At 61.2% G+C, this 20,563-nt stretch carries 15 protein-coding genes and 2 tRNA genes; 12 read left to right on the plus strand and 5 right to left on the minus strand.

What is annotated here, in order from left to right:
• Nucleotides 1-243 precede the first annotated feature (243 nt).
• Nucleotides 244-330 (minus strand) — tRNA-Leu (locus tag ACS4NR_RS24590).
• Between the two features lie 180 nt (nt 331-510).
• Nucleotides 511-597, minus strand: a tRNA-Leu gene (locus ACS4NR_RS24595).
• Nucleotides 598-822: 225 nt separating this feature from the next.
• Here ACS4NR_RS24595 and rnr point away from each other — a divergent pair.
• The 11 genes from rnr (at nt 823) to ACS4NR_RS24650 (ending at nt 17,694) form a co-directional block, all read left to right on the plus strand.
• On the plus strand, nt 823-3,453 hold the full coding sequence (gene rnr / locus ACS4NR_RS24600; RefSeq protein ID WP_027611420.1) for a ribonuclease R: 2,631 nt from the start codon (nt 823-825) through the stop codon (nt 3,451-3,453).
• Nucleotides 3,450-4,217: a 23S rRNA (guanosine(2251)-2'-O)-methyltransferase RlmB gene (gene rlmB / locus ACS4NR_RS24605; RefSeq protein WP_007967448.1), complete on the plus strand. Its 768-nt coding sequence runs from the start codon at nt 3,450-3,452 to the stop codon at nt 4,215-4,217. The genes rnr and rlmB overlap by 4 nt, the downstream gene beginning before the upstream one ends.
• Nucleotides 4,218-4,524: 307 nt before the next feature.
• Nucleotides 4,525-4,947 (plus strand): 30S ribosomal protein S6, encoded by a 423-nt coding sequence (gene rpsF, locus ACS4NR_RS24610; RefSeq protein ID WP_003221133.1) that lies wholly within the window; start codon nt 4,525-4,527, stop codon nt 4,945-4,947.
• Nucleotides 4,948-4,975: 28 nt separating this feature from the next.
• Nucleotides 4,976-5,206: a 30S ribosomal protein S18 gene (rpsR, locus tag ACS4NR_RS24615; RefSeq protein ID WP_002551829.1), complete on the plus strand. Its 231-nt coding sequence runs from the start codon at nt 4,976-4,978 to the stop codon at nt 5,204-5,206.
• A 36-nt stretch (nt 5,207-5,242) separates the two neighbouring features.
• Entirely contained in the window at nt 5,243-6,136 is an 894-nt protein-coding gene (locus ACS4NR_RS24620; RefSeq protein ID WP_115985406.1) for a hypothetical protein, read from the plus strand.
• A 19-nt stretch (nt 6,137-6,155) separates the two neighbouring features.
• On the plus strand, nt 6,156-6,602 hold the full coding sequence (rplI, locus tag ACS4NR_RS24625; RefSeq protein ID WP_003221136.1) for a 50S ribosomal protein L9: 447 nt from the start codon (nt 6,156-6,158) through the stop codon (nt 6,600-6,602).
• 120 nt (nt 6,603-6,722) lie between these two features.
• The gene (gene dnaB, locus ACS4NR_RS24630) at nt 6,723-8,120 is read left to right on the plus strand and encodes a replicative DNA helicase (RefSeq protein ID WP_003221138.1); all 1,398 of its coding nucleotides are present in this window, start codon (nt 6,723-6,725) and stop codon (nt 8,118-8,120) included.
• A gap of 192 nt (nt 8,121-8,312) precedes the next feature.
• The gene (locus ACS4NR_RS24635; protein WP_456018555.1) at nt 8,313-10,616 is read left to right on the plus strand and encodes a YgiQ family radical SAM protein; all 2,304 of its coding nucleotides are present in this window, start codon (nt 8,313-8,315) and stop codon (nt 10,614-10,616) included.
• Between the two features lie 337 nt (nt 10,617-10,953).
• Entirely contained in the window at nt 10,954-14,229 is a 3,276-nt protein-coding gene (locus ACS4NR_RS24640) for a transglutaminase family protein (RefSeq protein WP_456018556.1), read from the plus strand.
• An 88-nt stretch (nt 14,230-14,317) separates the two neighbouring features.
• On the plus strand, nt 14,318-16,804 hold the full coding sequence (locus tag ACS4NR_RS24645; RefSeq protein ID WP_456018557.1) for a circularly permuted type 2 ATP-grasp protein: 2,487 nt from the start codon (nt 14,318-14,320) through the stop codon (nt 16,802-16,804).
• Complete coding sequence (locus ACS4NR_RS24650; RefSeq protein ID WP_456018558.1) at nt 16,804-17,694, plus strand: transglutaminase family protein; 891 nt, start codon at nt 16,804-16,806, stop codon at nt 17,692-17,694. The genes ACS4NR_RS24645 and ACS4NR_RS24650 overlap by 1 nt, the downstream gene beginning before the upstream one ends.
• A gap of 212 nt (nt 17,695-17,906) precedes the next feature.
• Here the strand turns inward: ACS4NR_RS24650 and ACS4NR_RS24655 are convergent, their stop codons facing one another.
• Nucleotides 17,907-18,092 (minus strand): hypothetical protein, encoded by a 186-nt coding sequence (locus ACS4NR_RS24655; RefSeq protein ID WP_095138129.1) that lies wholly within the window; start codon nt 18,090-18,092, stop codon nt 17,907-17,909.
• 68 nt (nt 18,093-18,160) lie between these two features.
• Entirely contained in the window at nt 18,161-18,748 is a 588-nt protein-coding gene (locus ACS4NR_RS24660; protein WP_095138130.1) for an LOG family protein, read from the minus strand.
• 340 nt (nt 18,749-19,088) lie between these two features.
• On the opposite strand from ACS4NR_RS24660, the gene azu reads away from it, so the two are divergent.
• A complete protein-coding gene (gene azu, locus ACS4NR_RS24665; RefSeq protein ID WP_095138131.1) occupies nt 19,089-19,532 on the plus strand; it encodes an azurin in 444 nt (147 codons plus the stop codon).
• 201 nt (nt 19,533-19,733) lie between these two features.
• Here the strand turns inward: azu and nadE are convergent, their stop codons facing one another.
• Nucleotides 19,734-20,561 (minus strand): ammonia-dependent NAD(+) synthetase, encoded by an 828-nt coding sequence (gene nadE, locus ACS4NR_RS24670; protein ID WP_456018559.1) that lies wholly within the window; start codon nt 20,559-20,561, stop codon nt 19,734-19,736.
• Between the last annotated feature and the right edge of the window lie 2 nt (nt 20,562-20,563).

Here is a 20,563-nt window from a genome sequence, read left to right on the forward strand (position 1 = left end):
GAGTGTTTGCTAGAGGCTGGTCGCTATGATCATTGTGGCTAGGGAGCTTGCTCCCGCTGGGGTGCGAAGCGGCCCTCGCTTCTGCTTCAATTAACGTTGCGCTCAGAGATTGCGACTGCTTCGCAGTCGAGCGGGAGCAAGCTCCCTCGCCACAGAGGCTTGCAGGTTTTCAAAGGCCAGAAACGCAAAAACCCGCTTTCGCGGGTTTTTGGGAAACTCAACGTCGTAACCTTGAGTTTGAATTGGTGCCCAGAAGAAGACTCGAACTTCCACGACCGTAAGGTCACCAGCACCTGAAGCTGGCGTGTCTACCAATTTCACCATCTGGGCATTCATCGCGAGCGTTGCCGCTGTTGATGTGGCGCACTATACGGAGCGCTTTTTGATCTGTAAACCCCTGATTTAATTTTAATTAATCGGGTTCAACAAAACCTTTCCCCGGAATGCAAAAAACCCGCTTTCGCGGGTTTTGTGTGAGTCTTGAAACTGATCTAGTCTCAAACTCGAAATTGGTGCCCAGGAGAAGACTCGAACTTCCACGACCGTAAGGTCACCAGCACCTGAAGCTGGCGTGTCTACCAATTTCACCACCTGGGCATCTCGTCAACGTGTGTACGTCGTCGATGGCGCGCACTATACGGAGCGCCTTTTTAACTGTAAACCCCTGTCAGCAAAAAAAATGAATTTTTTTACCAGCGGTGTTCAAAAGGGCTTTCAGGCGTCGATACAAGGCTCCAGAAGGGCCTTATATAGTCGGAAATTTCCCGTTTGATGGCGCCTATGCCAAACTAACCCGCATATAGACAAGGTGAAAACTCTCTAATGGCCGATTGGCAGTCCCTCGATCCCGAGGCCGCTCGTGAAGCGGAAAAATATGAAAACCCTATTCCCAGCCGCGAACTGATCCTGGCGCATCTCGCCGATCGGGGTTCGCCTGCTGCCCGCGAGCAACTGGTCGAAGAGTTTGGTCTGACCACAGAAGACCAGATCGAAGCCCTGCGCCGCCGCCTGCGCGCCATGGAGCGCGACGCTCAATTGATCTACACCCGCCGTGGCACTTATGCGCCGGTGGACAAGCTCGACCTGATCCTCGGCCGCATCAGCGGTCACCGTGACGGTTTCGGCTTCCTGGTGCCGGACGACGGTAGCGATGACCTGTTCATGAGCCCGGCGCAGATGCGTCTGGTGTTCGATGGCGACCGTGCGCTGGCACGGGTGTCCGGTCTCGACCGTCGTGGCCGCCGTGAAGGCGTGATCGTCGAAGTGGTGTCCCGTGCCCACGAAACCATCGTCGGTCGCTACTTCGAAGAGGGCGGTATCGGTTTCGTCGTTGCCGACAATCCGAAGATCCAGCAGGAAGTGCTGGTTACGCCAGGCCGCAATGCCAACGCGCAGATCGGTCAGTTCGTCGAGGTGAAGATCACCCACTGGCCGACGCCGCGCTTCCAGCCGCAAGGCGATGTGGTCGAAGTGGTCGGCAACTACATGGCGCCGGGCATGGAAATCGATGTCGCGCTGCGTACCTACGACATTCCGCACGTCTGGCCTGAAGCGGTGCTCAAAGAAGCCGCCAAGCTCAAGCCGGAAGTCGAAGAGAAAGACAAAGAGAAGCGTGTCGACCTGCGCCATCTGCCGTTCGTCACCATCGACGGCGAAGATGCCCGCGACTTCGACGACGCGGTTTACTGCGAAGCCAAGCCGGGCAAACTGCGTCTGTTCTCCGGTGGCTGGAAGTTGTACGTGGCGATTGCCGACGTCTCCAGCTACGTGAAGATCGGTTCGGCGCTGGACAACGAAGCCCAGGTGCGCGGCAACTCGGTGTACTTCCCCGAGCGCGTGGTGCCGATGCTGCCGGAGCAGCTGTCCAACGGCCTGTGCTCGCTGAACCCGCACGTCGATCGTCTGGCCATGGTTTGCGAGATGACCATCTCCAAGTCCGGCGAAATGACCGACTACTGCTTCTATGAAGCGGTGATCCATTCCCACGCCCGTCTGACCTACAACAAGGTCAGCGCGATGCTGGAAACGCCGAAAGCCACCGAAGCGCGCAAGCTTCGCGGCGAATACACCGACGTGGTGCCGCACCTCAAGCAGCTCTATGCGCTGTACAAAGTGTTGCTGGCGGCTCGTCACGTGCGTGGCGCGATCGACTTCGAAACGCAGGAAACCCGGATCATCTTCGGTTCCGAGCGCAAGATTGCCGAAATTCGTCCGACTACTCGTAACGATGCGCACAAGCTGATCGAGGAATGCATGTTGGCGGCCAACGTGGCCACTGCCGAATTCCTCAAGAAGCACGAAATTCCTGCGCTGTACCGTGTCCACGATGGTCCGCCACCGGAGCGTTTGGAAAAACTGCGCGCCTTCCTCGGCGAGCTCGGCCTGTCCCTGCACAAAGGCAAGGACGGCCCGTCGCCAAAGGACTATCAGGCTCTGTTGGCGAGCATCAAGGATCGTCCGGATTTCCATCTGATCCAGACCGTGATGCTGCGCTCCCTGAGCCAGGCGGTGTACAGCGCCCAGAACGAAGGCCACTTCGGCCTGAATTACGAAGCCTATACCCACTTCACCTCGCCGATCCGTCGTTACCCGGACCTGCTCACGCACCGCGCCATCCGCAGCGTGATCCATTCGAAACAGGACACTCCGCACGTTCGTCGTGCCGGGGCGATGACCATTCCGAAGGCACGCATCTATCCGTACGACGAAGCGGCGCTGGAGCAACTCGGCGAGCAGTGCTCGATGAGCGAGCGCCGTGCCGACGAAGCCACCCGCGACGTGGTGAACTGGCTCAAGTGCGAGTTCATGAAAGATCGTGTGGGCGAATCGTTCCCGGGCGTGATCACCGCCGTGACCGGTTTTGGTCTGTTCGTCGAACTGACCGATATCTACGTCGAAGGCCTGGTGCACGTCACCGCGCTGCCGGGCGATTACTACCATTTCGATCCTGTGCATCACCGCCTGGCGGGCGAGCGCACCGGTCGCAGCTTCCGTCTCGGCGATACCGTTGAAGTGCGCGTGATGCGCGTCGACCTCGACGAGCGCAAGATCGACTTCGAGATGGCCGAAAAAACCATCAGCGCACCGATCGGTCGCAAGAAACGTGGCGCCGATACCGCAGCGCCTGCGAGCAAGGCTGTGGAAGACAAGGCTCCGGCCAAAACCGCCAGCCGTCGTCCGGCCAAGGAAAAAGCGGTCGAGGCCTATCGCCCGAGCGATGCCGTGGCGAAAAATGCCGAGCTGCGCAAAAGCCGTGAATTGAAGAAGGCCTTGCTGGCCGAAGCCAAAAGCGGTGGTAAAGCGGCGTCTGGGGGAAAGACCGGACGGTCGGCGCCTGAGAAGGCCGTCGGCGGCAAGCCAGCCAAACCGAGCAAACACCGTAAAGGCCCGCCGAAAGCGGGTTCGGCTCCAGCCAAAAGTGGCGGGTCGCGTAAACCGAAGGCGAAGTCATGAGTCAGTTGGAAAAAATCTACGGCGTTCACGCGGTAGAAGCGTTGCTGCGTCACCACCCTAAACGCGTCAAGCAGATCTGGCTGGCCGAAAGCCGCAACGATCCGCGCGTGCAGACCCTGATCGAACTGGCCAACGAAAATCGTGTGCAGATCGGTCAGGCCGAGCGCCGCGAAATGGACGCCTGGGTTGAAGGCGTGCACCAGGGCGTGGTGGCGGACGTCAGTCCGAGCCAGGTCTGGGGCGAGGCAATGCTCGACGAGCTGCTCGATCGTACCGAAGGCGCACCGCTGTTGCTGGTGCTCGACGGCGTGACCGACCCGCACAACCTCGGCGCCTGCCTGCGGTCGGCGGATGCTGCCGGCGCGCTGGCGGTGATTGTGCCCAAGGACAAGTCGGCTACCCTGACGCCGGTGGTGCGTAAAGTGGCCTGCGGCGCGGCGGAAGTGATTCCACTGGTGGCGGTGACCAACCTGGCGCGCACTCTGGAAAAGCTTCAGCAGCGCGGTCTGTGGGTTGTCGGCACGGCGGGTGAGGCCGAGGTCAGCATTTATGACCAGGACCTGACCGGCCCGACCATCCTGATCATGGGTGCCGAAGGCAAGGGCATGCGCCGCCTGACTCGCGAGCACTGCGACTATCTGGTGAACCTGCCGATGGCCGGTAGCGTCAGTAGCCTCAACGTGTCCGTGGCAACCGGTGTGTGCCTGTTCGAAGCGCAGCGTCAACGTGGCGCCAAGGCCAAGGCTGCAGCCAAGAAAGCCTGACCTGTTGCAAATCCCCTGTAGGAGTGAGCCTGCTCGCGATAGCGGAGTTACATTCAGCATCAAAGTTGAATGTTGCGCCCTCATCGCGAGCAGGCTCACTCCTACATTGCTTTGTGGTGTGGCCTGTATCCGGTGATTGTTCAAATAATCACCAATTGCCTTGCGCCTGCGCAGTCCCTTCTCTACAATTGCGCCCCTTGCTGTGACGGCAGGCACGCATGTGCCCCGCGCCAGCAAGTCCATAAGTGTCATTCACTCCTTGTCTGACCGTTTTTGAGCGGCAGGCTACAACCCGTAAGGAGCATTCATGCGTCATTACGAAATCATCTTTCTGGTCCACCCTGACCAGAGCGAGCAAGTCGGCGGCATGGTTGAGCGTTACACCAAGCTGATCGAAGAAGACGGCGGCAAAATCCACCGTCTGGAAGACTGGGGCCGTCGTCAACTGGCCTACGCAATCAACAATGTTCACAAGGCTCACTACGTGATGCTGAACGTTGAGTGCACTGGCAAGGCCCTGGCCGAGCTGGAAGACAACTTCCGCTACAACGATGCTGTGATCCGTAACCTGGTCATCCGTCGCGACGAAGCCGTTACCGGCCAGTCCGAGATGCTCAAGGCTGAAGAAAACCGCAGTGAGCGCCGTGAGCGTCGCGACCGTCCTGAGCACTCCGACGCTGATGGCGTTGAGGGTGATGACAGCGACAACAGCGATAACGCTGACGAGTAATCCACGGACCTTTTAAGGAGCCTATCAAATGGCACGTTTCTTCCGTCGTCGTAAATTCTGCCGCTTCACCGCTGAAGACGTGAAAGAGATCGATTACAAAGATCTCAACACTCTGAAAGCCTACGTATCCGAGACCGGCAAAATCGTTCCAAGCCGCATCACCGGTACCAAAGCTCGTTATCAGCGTCAGCTGGCCACCGCTATCAAGCGCGCCCGCTTCCTGGCCCTGCTGGCCTACACCGACAGCCACGGCCGCTGAGACCGGGCAGTCGACAAGTAGCAAAGGATTGAATGCATGCGTGCCTTAGCTGAGTTCATCATGCGAGGCCGTATGCAGGCCACTCTCGTGGTGGCCGGATGTGCAACATTGCCGTTGTTGTATTGGTTGGGTGCTGCCGCCGGGAGCCTTGTGCTCCTGCGGCGCGGACTGACGGACGCCCTGGGTGTTCTGTCTCTGGGGCTGCTGCCGGCTTTGGTCTGGTGGCTGTATGCCGATGATCCACGGGCACTTCTGGTGCTGCTGGGGTCTTCGGGGCTTGCGTTGGTATTGCGCGCAAGCGAGTCCTGGGTTCGCACGCTGCTGGTCAGCGTAGTGATTGGAGTGGTGTTTTCAGTGGTGCTCGGGGCGGCGTTTGCGGCCCAGATCGAGATGCTCGCGCAGGCCTTGATAAAGGTCATGCCGGCGCTTCTTGGTGAAACCTACAAGCAATTGTCGGTCGATGAGCAAGCGCGCTTCGCGTCCCTGATTGCACCGGTCCTGACCGGACTGATTGCGGCTTTGTTGCAGATCGTCAGCGTGCTGAGCCTGATTGTCGGGCGGCATTGGCAGGCGTTGTTGTACAACCCGGGTGGTTTTGGTCGCGAGTTTCGCGCCATCCGGATCCCGCTGGGGCCGGCGATGTTGCTGCTGGCGTTGATGCTTCTGGGCCCGAATCTCGGTGCACAGATGGCCATGTTGACGCCGTTGTGCAGTGTACCGCTGGTGTTCGCAGGACTCGCCCTGATTCACGGGCTGGTCGGGCAGAAGCGACTGGCCGGTTTCTGGCTGGTGGGGTTGTACGTGACACTGCTGCTGTTCATGCAGCTGATCTATCCGTTGCTCGTGGTTCTGGCCATTGTCGACAGCCTGATTGATTTTCGCGGTCGTCACGTGTCGAAAGACACCGATAACGCGAACGGTGAAGGTTAAAAGTTAAGAGGATTTCCACATGCAACTGATCCTTCTGGAAAAAATCGCCAACCTGGGCAACCTGGGCGACAAAGTAAACGTTAAGGCCGGTTACGGCCGTAACTACCTGCTGCCTTTCGGCAAGGCTACCGCTGCGACCGCTGCCAACCTGGCTGCGTTCGAAGAGCGTCGTGCCGAGCTGGAAAAAGCCGCCGCAGACCGTAAAGCATCGGCTGAAAGCCGTGCTGCCCAACTGGCCGAGCTGGAAGTGACCATCACTGCCACCGCTGGCGACGAAGGCAAGCTGTTCGGTTCGATCGGTACTCACGACATCGCTGACGCACTGACCGCCTCCGGCGTTGAAGTGCAGAAGAGCGAAGTTCGTCTGCCGAACGGCACCATCCGCAACGTGGGTGAATTCGACGTGGCTGTGCACCTGCACGCCGAAGTTGAAGCCACCGTACGCGTTGTCGTGGTAGCAGCTTAAGCAATACTTGTCGGCTGGCACCCTCGGGTGCTTGCCGGTAACATCGGGCACGATCCTGTTTACAGGTCGTGCCCTTTGTCTTTCTGGTAATCCCGTTTTCAAACCTGACTCCAAGTGGCCATGAACGAAATCACCGCTCCCGAGCAATACGATCTGCAAACCGCTGCCCTGAAGGTGCCGCCGCATTCCATCGAGGCCGAACAGGCCGTACTCGGTGGTCTGATGCTGGACAACAACGCCTGGGAACGTGTGCTCGATCAAGTCTCCGACGGTGATTTCTACCGACATGACCACCGTCTGATCTTCCGTGCGATCGCCAAACTGGCCGATCAGAACATGCCGATCGACGTCGTGACCCTGGCCGAGCAATTGGACAAGGAAGGTCAGACGTCTCAGGTCGGCGGCCTCGGTTACCTCGGCGAGCTGGCGAAAAACACGCCGTCCGTCGCCAACATCAAGGCCTATGCGCAGATCGTTCGCCAGCGCGCGACGTTGCGCCAGTTGATCGGTATCAGCACCGAAATTGCCGACGCCGCGTTCAACCCCGAAGGCCGTACTGCCGAAGAGATCCTCGACGAGGCCGAACGGCAGATCTTCCAGATCGCCGAGGCGCGGCCCAAGACCGGCGGCCCGGTGGGCGTCAACGAACTTTTGACCAAGGCCATCGATCGCATCGACACCCTGTTCAACACCGCCGACGCAATCACCGGTCTGTCCACCGGTTATACCGACCTCGACGAGAAGACCAGCGGTCTGCAACCGTCCGACCTGATCATCGTCGCTGGCCGTCCGTCGATGGGTAAGACCACCTTCGCCATGAACCTGGTGGAAAACGCCGTACTGCGCAGCGACAAGGCGGTGCTGGTGTACTCCCTCGAGATGCCAGGTGAATCGCTGATCATGCGTATGCTCTCGTCCCTCGGTCGTATCGATCAGACCAAGGTGCGTTCCGGCCAGCTCGAAGACGACGACTGGCCGCGCCTGACCTCGGCAGTCAACCTGCTCAATGATCGCAAACTGTTCATCGACGATACCGCCGGCATCAGCCCGTCGGAAATGCGCGCGCGGACCCGACGTCTGGTGCGCGAGCACGGCGACATCGGCCTGATCATGATCGACTACCTGCAGCTGATGCAGATTCCCGGCTCCAGCGGTGACAACCGGACCAACGAGATTTCCGAAATCTCCCGATCCCTCAAAGCCCTGGCCAAGGAATTCAACTGCCCGGTGGTGGCGCTGTCGCAGCTCAACCGTTCCCTGGAACAACGTCCCAACAAGCGCCCGGTGAACTCCGACTTGCGGGAATCCGGAGCGATCGAGCAGGACGCCGACGTCATCATGTTCGTGTACCGGGACGAGGTGTATCACCCGGAAACCGAGCACAAGGGCATCGCCGAAATCATCATCGGCAAGCAGCGGAACGGCCCGATCGGCTTTATCCGCCTGGCCTTTATCGGTAAGTACACCCGCTTCGAAAACCTCGCGCCGGGCAGTTACAACTTCGACGACGACGAGTAAATTCTTCATCGTTTGAGCTGACGCCTTCGCGAGCAAGCCCGCTCCTACACTTGGAATGCATTCAAATGTGGGAGCGGGCTTGATCGCGAATGGGCGTGGCGCAATTTCCGACCACAGCCGTCGGAATTGGTCAAAATTTGTGCTATATTCCGCGCCCGCGAAATTCAATGAAAGCCAACACCGGTTATCGACATGCAAGCAGCCAAGCCGTTATTTGACTATCCAAAGTACTGGGCCGAATGTTTCGGGCCAGCGCCATTCCTGCCGATGAGCAGGGAGGAGATGGATCAGCTCGGCTGGGATTCCTGCGACATCATCATCGTCACCGGTGATGCCTACGTCGATCACCCCTCGTTCGGCATGGCGATCATCGGCCGGCTGCTGGAGTCCCAGGGCTTCCGCGTCGGGATCATCGCCCAGCCGAACTGGCAGTCCAAAGACGACTTCATGAAGCTCGGCGAGCCGAACCTGTTCTTCGGCGTCGCGGCCGGCAACATGGACTCGATGATCAACCGCTACACCGCGGACAAGAAAATCCGTTCCGACGACGCCTACACCCCGGGTGGCATGGCGGGCAAACGTCCGGATCGCGCGAGCCTGGTCTACAGCCAGCGCTGCAAGGAAGCGTACAAACATGTGCCGATCGTCCTCGGCGGCATCGAAGCTTCCCTGCGCCGCATCGCCCACTACGACTACTGGCAGGATCGCGTGCGCAACTCGATCCTGATCGACGCCAGCGCCGACATTCTGCTGTACGGCAACGCCGAGCGCGCCATCGTCGAAGTCGCCCAGCGACTTTCCTACGGGCACAAGATCGAAGACATCACCGATGTGCGCGGCACCGCGTTCATCCGCCGTGACACGCCGCAGGGCTGGTACGAAGTCGACTCCACGCGCATCGACCGTCCGGGCAAGGTCGACAAGATCATCAACCCGTACGTCAACACCCAGGACACCCAGGCTTGCGCCATCGAGCAAGAGAAGGGGCCGGTGGATGATCCCGAAGAAGCCAAGGTCGTACAGGTTCTGGCCAGCCCGCGCATGACCCGTGACAAGACCGTGATCCGCCTGCCGTCGATGGAAAAGGTGCGTAACGACCCGGTTCTGTACGCCCACGCCAACCGCGTGCTGCACCTGGAAACCAACCCGGGCAATGCCCGCGCGCTGGTGCAGAAACATGGCGAGATCGACGTCTGGTTCAACCCGCCGCCGATTCCGATGACCACTGAAGAAATGGACTACGTGTTCGGCATGCCTTACGCGCGGGTTCCGCACCCGGCGTATGGCAAGGAGAAAATCCCGGCTTACGACATGATCCGTTTCTCGGTGAACATCATGCGTGGCTGCTTCGGCGGCTGCACTTTCTGCTCGATCACCGAGCACGAAGGCCGGATCATCCAGAACCGTTCCGAAGAGTCGATCATTCGCGAAATCGAAGAGATCCGCGACAAGGTTCCAGGCTTCACCGGCGTCATCTCCGACCTCGGCGGCCCGACCGCGAACATGTACCGCATCGCCTGCAAGAGCCCGGAAATCGAATCCGCGTGCCGCAAGCCGTCCTGCGTGTTCCCGGGCATTTGCCCGAACCTGAACACCGACCACTCGTCGCTGATTCAGCTGTACCGCAGCGCCCGTGCATTGCCGGGTGTGAAGAAGATCCTGATCGCCTCCGGCCTGCGTTACGACCTCGCGGTCGAGTCGCCGGAGTACGTCAAAGAGCTGGTGACCCACCACGTCGGCGGTTACCTGAAGATCGCCCCGGAACACACCGAGGAAGGTCCGCTCAACCAGATGATGAAACCGGGGATCGGTACCTACGACCGCTTCAAGCGGATGTTCGAGAAGTACACCAAGGAAGCAGGCAAAGAGCAGTACCTGATCCCGTACTTCATCGCCGCGCACCCGGGCACCACCGACGAAGACATGATGAACCTGGCGCTTTGGCTCAAGGGCAACGGTTTCCGTGCCGACCAGGTGCAGGCGTTCTATCCGTCGCCGATGGCCACCGCGACCGCGATGTACCACTCGGGCAAGAACCCGCTGCGCAAGGTCACCTACAAGAGCGACGGCGTGACCATCGTCAAGAGCGAAGAGCAGCGTCGTCTGCACAAGGCGTTCTTGCGTTATCACGATCCGAAAGGCTGGCCGATGCTGCGTGAAGCGCTGACCCGCATGGGCCGCGCCGACCTGATCGGGCCGGGCAAGAATCAGCTGATCCCGCTGCACCAGCCGGCTACCGACAGCTACCAGAGCGCCCGTCGCAAGAATTCGACGCCGGCCGGCAGCCACAAGGTCGCGAAAGAGAAGACCACCAAGATTCTCACCCAGCACACCGGCCTGCCGCCGCGTGCCAGCGACGGTGGCAATCCTTGGGACAAGCGTGAACAAGCCAAGGCTGCGGCGTTCGCCCGCAACCAGCAGGCGGCCAAGGAGCGCAAGGAAGCGGCCAAGGGCAAGGGGCCGAAGCCGGCGCGCAAGCCGGTCGTACCGCGCTAAACATCGCTTGAGCTGAACAGAACGCCAACCTTCGGGTTGGCGTTTTGCATTTCAGGGTTCAAGAAGTGTGCTGAAACGACTGGCCCTTTCGCGAGCAAGCCCGCTCCCACATTGGAATACGTACTCCCGTGGGAGCGGGCTTGCTCGCGAAGGCGTCATCTCAGGCGCCGCATCTACCACTGCCGCCACATTTAGGCGCAACTTCCTCGAACCATTTCCCCGCATCGCCCGATTTTGGTGCTGTACTGCCCTGAGCATTCCGGGAAAGCGCCCAAGCCCCTGCATGGCATAAGTCTTGCGCGCTTTCGAATACGCTTAGGCTCGCAGGAGGCACGCCGTGTCGATTCATGTCGCATTGCATCACGTCACGCATTACCGCTACGACCGCGCTGTCGAACTCGGCCCGCAGATCGTACGCCTGCGCCCGGCCGCCCACAGCCGCACGCGGATCCTCTCGTATGCGCTGAAGGTCTCGCCCGAGCGGCATTTCATCAACTGGCAGCAAGACCCGCAGGGTAACTACCTCGCGCGTCTGGTGTTCCCCGAGAAAACCGACGAATTGCGCATCGAAGTCGATCTGCTGGCCGAGATGGCGGTGTTCAATCCGTTCGACTTCTTCCTCGAACCCTACGCCGAGAAAATCCCCTTCACCTACGCGGCCGATGAGCGCAAGGAGCTGGCGCCGTACCTCGAAACCCTGCCGCTGACCCCGGCATTCAAAGCCTATCTGGACGGGATCGACCGCACGCCGCTGCCCGCTGTGGATTTCCTGGTGATGCTCAACCAGCGCCTCAGCGAAGATATCCGCTACCTGATTCGCATGGAGCCGGGCGTGCAAACCCCGGAACACACCCTCGAACATGCCTCCGGCTCCTGCCGCGACTCGGCGTGGCTGCTGGTGCAACTGCTGCGCAACCTCGGGCTGGCCGCGCGGTTCGTCTCCGGCTACCTGATTCAACTCACCGCCGACGTGAAGAGCCTCGACGGCCCGTCCGGCACCGAGGTGGATTTCACCGACCTGCACGCCTGGTGCGAGGTGTACTTGCCAGGCGCCGGCTGGATCGGTCTGGATGCCACTTCCGGGCTGTTCGCCGGTGAAGGGCATATCCCGCTGGCCTGCAGTCCCGATCCATCCTCGGCGGCGCCGATCAGTGGTCTGGTCGAACCGTGCGAATGCCAGTTCAGCCACGAAATGTCGGTGGAGCGCATCTGGGAAGCGCCACGGGTAACCAAGCCCTACACCGATGAGCAGTGGCTGGCGATTCAGGCGTTGGGCCGGCAGATCGACGCCGATCTGCTCAAAGACGATGTGCGCCTGACCATGGGCGGCGAGCCGACCTTCGTCTCCATCGACGACCCCGATGGCGCCGAGTGGAACACCGCCGCGCTGGGCCCGGACAAGCGCCGCCTCTCCGCAGAACTGTTCCAGCGCATGCGCCAGCACTATGCGCCGAAAGGTCTGGTGCATTTCGGTCAGGGCAAGTGGTACCCCGGCGAGCAATTGCCGCGCTGGTCGCTCAACTGCTATTGGCGCCGCGACGGCGTGCCGATCTGGCACAACAGCGCGCTGATCGCCGACGAGCAACAGGATTACGGCGCCAATGGCGAACTGGCCGGGCGCTTTCTGGCGAGTGTTGCCGAGCGCCTGAAACTGCCGGCACGTTTCGTGTTTCCGGCCTACGAAGACAATTTTTATTACCTCTGGCGTGAGGGCGCATTGCCGAGCAACGTCAGCGCTGAAGATTCGCGTCTTGAAGAACCGCTGGAGCGTGCGCGTCTGCGCAAGGTTTTCGCTCAGGGCCTGGATAAAGTGATCGGCCAGGTGCTGCCGCTGGCGCGTACCGCCAAGGGGGATCAATGGCAGAGCGGGCGCTGGTATCTGCGCGACGAGCATTGCCGGCTGGTGCCGGGGGATTCGCCGCTGGGTTATCGCTTGCCACTCGGCTCGCAGCCGTGGGTGAAGGCGGCGGAGTATCCGTTCATTCATCCCAACGATCCGAATCAGGACTTTCCCGAGCTGCCGGACACCACCCAGCTCAACAGCCATGCCGAATCCGCCGCGGCCGACGAGCGTGCGCCGAAAGTCGACGAGTCCGCCGACTGGCTGACCCGCACCGCATTCTGCGCCGAAGCGCGCGAAGGGCGTCTGTATCTGTTTATGCCGCCGCTGGAACGGGTCGAGGACTATCTGGAACTGGTGGCGGCCATCGAAGCCACCGCCGAAGAGCTGCATTGCCCGGTGCTGCTGGAAGGTTACGAGCCGCCGAGCGATCCGCGCCTGAGCAACTTCCGCATCACCCCGGATCCGGGCGTGATCGAGGTCAACGTGCAGCCATCGGCGACCTGGGACGAGCTGGTCGAGCGCACCGAGTTTCTCTATGAACAGGCGCGGCAAACCCGCCTGACCACCGAAAAATTCATGATCGACGGGCGCCACACCGGCACCGGCGGCGGCAACCATTTCGTCCTCGGCGGCGCGACCCCGGCGGACTCACCGTTCCTGCGCCGCCCGGATCTGCTACGCAGCCTGATCAGCTACTGGCACAACCACCCGTCGCTGTCCTACCTGTTTTCCGGCCTGTTCATCGGCCCGACCTCGCAGGCGCCGCGGGTCGATGAAGCGCGCAACGACGCCTTGTACGAACTGGAAATCGCCTTCGCGCAAATGCCGGAACCGGGCGCAGAATGCCCGCCGTGGCGGGTGGATCGCCTGCTGCGCAATCTGCTGATCGACGTTACCGGCAACACCCACCGCGCCGAGTTCTGCATCGACAAACTGTATTCGCCGGATGGCGCTACCGGGCGTCTGGGCCTGCTGGAGCTGCGCGCCTTCGAAATGCCGCCGCATGCGCGGATGAGTCTGGCCCAGCAGTTGCTGCTGCGTGCGCTGGTTGCGCGATTCTGGCGCGAGCCATATGCGCCGCCGAAACTGGCGCGCTGGGGCACCGAGCTGCACGACCGCTTCATGCTGCCGCACTTCATCGAGCAGGATTTCGCCGATGTCATCGTCGAACTGAACAACGCCGGTTATCCATTGCGCGCCGAGTGGTTCGCTGCGCATCTGGAGTTCCGTTTTCCCAAGGTCGGCGATTACGCGGTCAGCGGCATCGAGATGGAGTTGCGTCAGGCGCTGGAGCCTTGGCATGTGCTGGGCGAGGAGGGTACGGCGGGCGGCACGGTGCGTTATGTCGATTCGTCGCTGGAGCGTTTGCAGATCAAGCTCAGCGGCTTGCCGCCGCAGCGCTACCTGCTGACCTGCAACGGCATTTCGCTGCCGCTGCAACCGACCGGGCGCATCGGTGAGTTCGTCGCCGGCGTGCGCTTTCGGGCCTGGCAACCAGCCAACTGCCTGCAACCGACCATCCCGGTGCACGCGCCACTGGTGTTCGACCTGCTCGACACCTGGATGCAGCGTTCGCTGGGCGGTTGCCAGTACCACGTGGCGCACCCGGGCGGGCGCAATTACGAGACGCTACCGGTCAATGCCAACGAAGCGGAGAGCCGGCGCATGGCGCGGTTTTTCCGCATCGGACATACGCCGGGGAAACTTCCGATACCGAACCTGACAATCTCCGACGAGTTGCCGATGACGCTCGATTTGCGACGTTTCTAAGTCCTGCACGACATGCGGATTTTTCGTATATCCGCATGTCATGTGCCTGCGTTAGTCTGACCGTTCCCTGCTGTCTGCCGAGCTTTCCATGCCTGACCTGCTAGACCGCTACCCGCGCACTGCGGGCACTTATCACGAACTGCTGAATGACAGCGGGGAAGTGCGCCCGCACTGGCGGCGGCTGTTCGATCAATTGCAGCGCAGCACCCCGGCGCAACTGGTGCAGCGGCAGGCGTTGCTGGCCCGGCAGATTCAGGAAAACGGCGTGACCTACAACGTCTATGCCGATCCCAAGGGCGCCGACCGCCCGTGGGAACTGGACCTGCTGCCGCACGTGATCGCTGCTGATGAGTGGCAGCAACTGTCGGCGGGAATTGCCCAGCGAGCACGCCTGCTCAACGCGGTACTGGCCGATCTGTATGGGCCCCAGCGGCTGATCAGCGAAGGGCTGTTACCGGCGGAACTGGTGTTCGGCCACAACAATTTTCTCTGGCCCTGTCAGGGCATCGCACCACCGGAAGATGCCTTTCTGCATCTGTACGCCGTGGACCTGGCGCGTACGCCGGACGGGCGCTGGTGGGTCACCGCTGATCGTACTCAGGCTCCGTCGGGCGCGGGCTATGCGCTGGAAAATCGCACCATCGTGTCGCGGGCGTTTCCCGAGTTGTACCGCGATCTGAAGGTGCAGCACCTGGCCGGGTTCTTCCGTACCCTGCAGGAAACCCTCGCGCGTCAGGCGCCGTGTGCTGACGACGCGCCGCTGGTGGTATTGCTGACGCCGGGGCGCTTCAACGAGAGCTACTTCGAACATCTTTATCTGGCACGCCAGCTCGGTTATCCGCTGGTCGAAGGCGGCGACCTCACCGTGCGCGATGCGACGGTGTACCTGAAAACCCTCAGTGGTCTGCGCCGGGTGCATGCAATCATGCGTCGGCTCGACGATGACTTCTGCGATCCGCTGGAGCTGCGCACCGATTCGGCACTTGGTGTGCCCGGCTTGCTGGAAGCAGTGCGTCAGGGCCGGGTGCTGGTGGCCAATGCCTTGGGCAGCGGCGTGCTGGAGTCGCCGGGATTGCTCGGATTTTTGCCGAAGATCAATCAGTACCTGTTCGGCGAAGAACTGCTGCTGCCGTCCATCGCCACCTGGTGGTGCGGCGAGGCGCCGGTGCTGGCGCAGGCGCTGGAAAAGCTTCCGGAGCTGCTGATCAAACCGGCGTTCCCCTCGCAAAGCTTCGCCCCGGTATTCGGCCGCGATCTGAGCGAACAACAGCGCCAGGCGCTCGCCGAGCGCATGCAGGCGCGGCCATACGCCTATGTCGCGCAAGAACTGGCGCAGCTGTCCCAGGCGCCGATCTGGCAGGCCGAAGACGGCCAACTGCAACCGCGAGCGATCGGCATGCGCGTGTATGCGGTGGCCAGTGGTGACGGCTATCGCGTATTGCCCGGTGGACTGACCCGGGTTGCCGCCGAGGCCGATGCCGAAGTGGTATCGATGCAGCGCGGTGGCGCGAGCAAGGACACCTGGGTGTTGGGCGATCGTGCGCCAAGTGGCGAGCAATGGAAAACCCAGCGCAACGTCGGCGTACACGATCTGGTGCGCCGCGATCCTTATCTGCCCTCGCGGGTGGTGGAGAACCTGTTCTGGTTCGGCCGTTACTGCGAGCGTTGCGACGACAGTGCGCGACTGCTGCGGATCATGCTCGCGCGGTATGTCGATGGTGATGACCCGCAAGCCTTGCAGGCCGCCGTGGAGCTGGGCGAGCGGCTGATGTTGCTGCCGGAGGAGGGCGAGTTGCCGGAGCGGCTGCTGGCGGCGCTGCTCGGCGAGGACTGGTCGTTCAGCCTGCGCTCCAATCTGCAGCGTTTGCAGTGGGCGGCCTCGCAGGTGCGCGGCAAGCTTTCACGGGAAAACTGGCAGGCGTTGGTCGAGTTGCAGCGCGAGGCAATGGAGCTGGACACCGAAGAGCCGGACTTCGGCGAGTTGCTGGACTTCCTCAACCGACTGGTGATGTCGCTGGCGGCGCTCTCGGGTTTCGCGCTCGACGACATGACCCGCGACGAAGGCTGGCGCTTCCTGATGATCGGCCGGCGCATCGAACGGTTGCAGTTTCTCAGCAGCAGTCTGGCGGCGTTTCTGCGCGGCGCCGGGGCGTTCGATCAGGCGGGGCTGGAATGGCTGCTGGAGCTGGGCAACAGCAGCATCACCTACCGTTCGCGGTATCTGGCGGTGGCGCAGTTGATTCCGGTGCTCGACCTGTTGCTGCTGGATGAGCAGAACCCGCATGCGGTGCTGTTTCAGTTGAAACTGGTGACCCGCACGCTCAAGCGATTGAATGATGATTTCGGCGTACCTCGCGAGGCCGGGTTGCCGCAGTTGGTCGAGCGTCTGGCGCGGTTCGATCTGGGTTGTCTGGAGAACCCGCTGTTCGGAGAGAACAGCGTGCGTGCCGCGCTTGATGGTCTGGCGGATCTGCTGCAGGAGATTGCCGAGGCCAGCGGTCAGGTGTCCGATCGGCTGGCGCTGCGCCACTTTGCCCATGTCGACGATGTCAGCCAACGCACGGTGTCCGTCTGATGAGCGCGCACTACCAGATCTTCCACGACACCTGTTACCACTACGACAGCCCGGTGTCGCTGGCGCAGCAATTGGCGCATCTGTGGCCGCGTGAGTGCACATGGCAGCGCTGCACCGAGCAGCAATTGCTGATCAGCCCGGAGCCGACCACGCGGCGGGATGAGCTGGATGTGTTCGGCAATCCGCTGACCCGACTGGCCTTCGAGCGCCCGCATGACGAGTTGCAGGTCAACGCCCGGCTCACGGTTGAGGTGCTGGCGCGGCCGCTGGCGGACTTCAATCTGTCCCCGGCGTGGGAGCAGACGCGCAACGCGCTGACTTACAGTAGCCAGCCGTTGTCCGCCGAAATGCTCGAGGCTTGTCGCTATCGGTTTCAGTCACCCTACGTGCATTTGAAGCGCAGCTTCGTCGAATTTTCCGAAAGCTGTTTTCCACCGGGCAGGCCTTTGTTGCTGGGCGTGCAGGCCTTGATGCAGAAGATTTTCAGCGAGTTCACTTTCGACGCCGAGGCCACGCAAGTGGCGACGCCGCTGGTGGAAGTGCTGGAGCGCCGACGCGGTGTGTGTCAGGACTTCGCGCATCTGATGCTCGCTTGCGTGCGCTCGCGAGGACTGGCAGCGCGCTACATCAGTGGTTATCTGCTGACCCAGCCGCCGCCTGGACAGCCACGGCTGATCGGCGCCGATGCGTCGCATGCCTGGGTATCGGTGTTCTGTCCGGTATTGGGCTGGGTGGATTTCGATCCGACCAACAACGTGCAGCCGGCGCTGGAGCACATCACCCTGGCGTGGGGTCGGGACTTTTCCGATGTGTCGCCGTTGCGCGGGGTGATTCTGGGGGGCGGGTCTCACGACCCGGAGGTCCGCGTTACCGTGATGCCATTGGAATAACACAACAACCCATGTGGGAGCGGGCTTGCTCGCGAAGGCGGTGTGTCAGTTACATCAATGTTGAAGGTGAAGACGCCTTCGCGAGCAAGCCCGCTCCCACTGGAAGTCGTATCGTGTTCGGAAAACGGGGAGGGCTGTGAGGGCCAGCGGCTGAGCCGCCAGCCCCGTCACAAATCCGCAGGGTCTGACTCGATCATCAAACCCGGTGGGGCTCAGGCGTCGGGCGCCTGGTCTTTCGGTGCATCAACATCAACATCGTCATCAGTCGCCACTTCCCCGTCAGGGTTCAGTGCCGCTTCTTCAGCCATTTGTTTCTTGCGCTGAAGCTTTTCCTCTTTCTTCTGCTCCTTTGCCAGGTCTCGTTGACGTTTGGCGAAGGAGTAATTGGGTTTGGCCATGGGCGATCCTCTGGGGTCGAAGGTGAGGTTGAGCGGCGCGTATTCTGCCCTGTATCGGTGTCCGGCGGTTAGCCGGGTTTTTGGTCGACCCACTTGGGCGTGACGGTCGGCTTCCACTGATCGAGGGCGTCGAGCAGGGTTTGTGGCGATTCGCTCACTTGCAGCATGTCACGATGCGGCGCGCGAACGAAGCCTTCGCCGACGATATGGTCGAGAAAAGCCGTGAGTTTGCTGTAGAAACCGTTCACTTCCAGCAGGCCCAGCGGCTTGCCGTGGTAGCCGAGCTGGCCCCAGGTCCAGACTTCGAACAGCTCTTCCAGCGTGCCGAGGCCGCCGGGCAATGCGATGAACGCATCGCTCAGTTCGGCCATGCGCGCCTTGCGCGCGTGCATGCCATCGACCACTTCGAGGCGCGTCAGGCTTTTGTGGCCGATCTCCTTGTCCATCAGACTTTGCGGAATGATCCCGATCACTTCGCCGCCAGCGGCCAGGGCGGCGTCGGCGACAAGGCCCATCAATCCCACGGCACCACCACCGTAAACCAGCGTCAGCTGGCGCTCGGCGAGGGCCCGGCCAAGGGCTTGGGCGGCTTCGGTGTAAGCCGGATCAGTGCCGGCGTTGGCACCGCAAAATACACAAACGGATTTGAGAGACATGCCTTCCTCCTGGGTCAATCCGTCACAGGGTAATGGCTGGCAGGCCTCGATCCAAGGGCTAGACTTCGCGTTCTGGCGATTCAAAGGTACCGCTGGCGCCACAGGCGTAGGCGGCGAGCAAACTGCACAACAGACCGTTAAAGAACATGATCGGCACTCCGTTTCAGTAGATGCGCCGATCATAGGCCCGGCCGGGGGATCTGGCCGGTAGATTGTTTCGATGAGTGTCATAGCCTGAAAGTTGTATACAATTTTTGACTCAAGTCATAGGAACTTGCGAAGATTTCAGGCAGTCTTTCCACCATTCGTGTTTTTGTTAACCCTGCCTTGGAGATTCACCATGTTTTCCAAAGTTGTTGCGGTATCCCTGCTGGCGCTGGCCAGCAGCCAATTGATGGCTGCCGAGTGCAAAACCACCGTTGATTCCACCGATCAGATGTCCTTCAACACCAAGGAAATCGTGATCGACAAGAGCTGCAAGACCTTCACTGTCGAACTGACCCACTCCGGCAACCTGCCGAAGAACGTCATGGGCCACAACCTGGTGATCAGCAAAGAAGCTGACATGCAGCCAATCGCTACCGCTGGCCTGGCCGCGGGCATCGACAAGAACTACCTGCCGGAAGGTGACGCGCGCATCATCGCTCACACCAAGATCATCGGCGCCAAGGAAACCGATTCGCTGACCTTTGACGTGGCCAAGATTGCAGACGGTGGCTACGGCTTCTTCTGCTCGTTCCCGGGCCACATCTCGATGATGAAAGGCACGATTACTGTTAAGTAATCAACGCACCGCATCATCGTTCTTCGCGGGCAAGCCCACTCCCACAGGGTTTGTGTCGGTCACACATTTTGTGAACAACCGGGACACTGTGGGAGCGGGCTTGCCCGCGAAGAGGCCATCAGCATCGACAGGTGAACTGGCCAAAGAAAAGCCCGCTGAGGATCACTCCTCAGCGGGCTTTTTCATTCAATCACCATGCAATCAAGGCGCAAACGGCATGACCCGTTTGTGATGAGTCTTGTTGTACGTGTTGACGATGATGTCGAACGCTTCCTGACGCACCGGCTCGCCGTGCAGGAAGGCATCGATCTCGGCGTAGGTCACGCCGTGAGAGGCTTCGTCCGGTTTGCCTGGCGACAGGTCTTCCAGATCCGCGGTCGGCACTTTTTCCACCAGCGATTCCGGCGCGCCAAAGCTGCGGGCGATAGCGCGAACCTGGTTTTTCACCAGACCGCTGAGCGGGGCCAGGTCGCAGGCGCCGTCCCCGAACTTGGTGAAGAAGCCCATCACCGCTTCCGCCGCGTGGTCGGTGCCGATCACCAGCCCTTGCGCCGCGCCGGCGATGGTGTACTGGGCGACCATGCGCATCCGCGCTTTGGTGTTGCCGAGGACGAAATCCACCGACACCGCGTGTTTGCCTTCGAACGCCGCGACTTCCTTGGCCAAGGATTTGACTGCCGGGCCGATGTTCACGGTGTGGCGTTCGTCCGGGGCGATGAAATCCACGGACGCTTGCGCATCGTGCTCATCGAACTGGGTTTCGTACGGCAGGCGCACAGCGATGAATTTGTAGGCGTCGTCGCCGGTGCGCTCGCGCAGTTCACGCATGGCGCGCTGGGCCAGGAGGCCGGCGGTCAGCGAGTCGACGCCGCCGCTGATGCCCAGCACCAGGGTCTTGAGGCCGGAATTGACCAGGCAATCCTGGATAAAGGTGATGCGCCGGGCGACTTCCGCTTCGAGGGCCTGATGCCCGGCGAATGGCGGTTGCACCTTGAGCTGTTCAGCAATCTCACGCTGTACGGCTTGCATGA

Source organism: Pseudomonas sp. JQ36 (assembly GCF_053851495.1).

Coding starts and splice junctions, on each gene's coding strand:
- rpsF (WP_003221133.1), top strand. CDS start 4,525: ATGCGTCATTACGAAATCATCTTTCTGGTCCACCCTGACCAGAGCGAG.
- azu (WP_095138131.1), top strand. CDS start 19,089: ATGTTTTCCAAAGTTGTTGCGGTATCCCTGCTGGCGCTGGCCAGCAGC.
- rpsR (WP_002551829.1), top strand. CDS start 4,976: ATGGCACGTTTCTTCCGTCGTCGTAAATTCTGCCGCTTCACCGCTGAA.
- rlmB (WP_007967448.1), top strand. CDS start 3,450: ATGAGTCAGTTGGAAAAAATCTACGGCGTTCACGCGGTAGAAGCGTTG.
- dnaB (WP_003221138.1), top strand. CDS start 6,723: ATGAACGAAATCACCGCTCCCGAGCAATACGATCTGCAAACCGCTGCC.
- rplI (WP_003221136.1), top strand. CDS start 6,156: ATGCAACTGATCCTTCTGGAAAAAATCGCCAACCTGGGCAACCTGGGC.
- ACS4NR_RS24635 (WP_456018555.1), top strand. CDS start 8,313: ATGCAAGCAGCCAAGCCGTTATTTGACTATCCAAAGTACTGGGCCGAA.
- ACS4NR_RS24650 (WP_456018558.1), top strand. CDS start 16,804: ATGAGCGCGCACTACCAGATCTTCCACGACACCTGTTACCACTACGAC.
- ACS4NR_RS24660 (WP_095138130.1), bottom strand. CDS start 18,748: ATGTCTCTCAAATCCGTTTGTGTATTTTGCGGTGCCAACGCCGGCACT.
- nadE (WP_456018559.1), bottom strand. CDS start 20,561: ATGCAAGCCGTACAGCGTGAGATTGCTGAACAGCTCAAGGTGCAACCG.
- ACS4NR_RS24655 (WP_095138129.1), bottom strand. CDS start 18,092: ATGGCCAAACCCAATTACTCCTTCGCCAAACGTCAACGAGACCTGGCA.
- rnr (WP_027611420.1), top strand. CDS start 823: ATGGCCGATTGGCAGTCCCTCGATCCCGAGGCCGCTCGTGAAGCGGAA.
- ACS4NR_RS24645 (WP_456018557.1), top strand. CDS start 14,318: ATGCCTGACCTGCTAGACCGCTACCCGCGCACTGCGGGCACTTATCAC.
- ACS4NR_RS24620 (WP_115985406.1), top strand. CDS start 5,243: ATGCGTGCCTTAGCTGAGTTCATCATGCGAGGCCGTATGCAGGCCACT.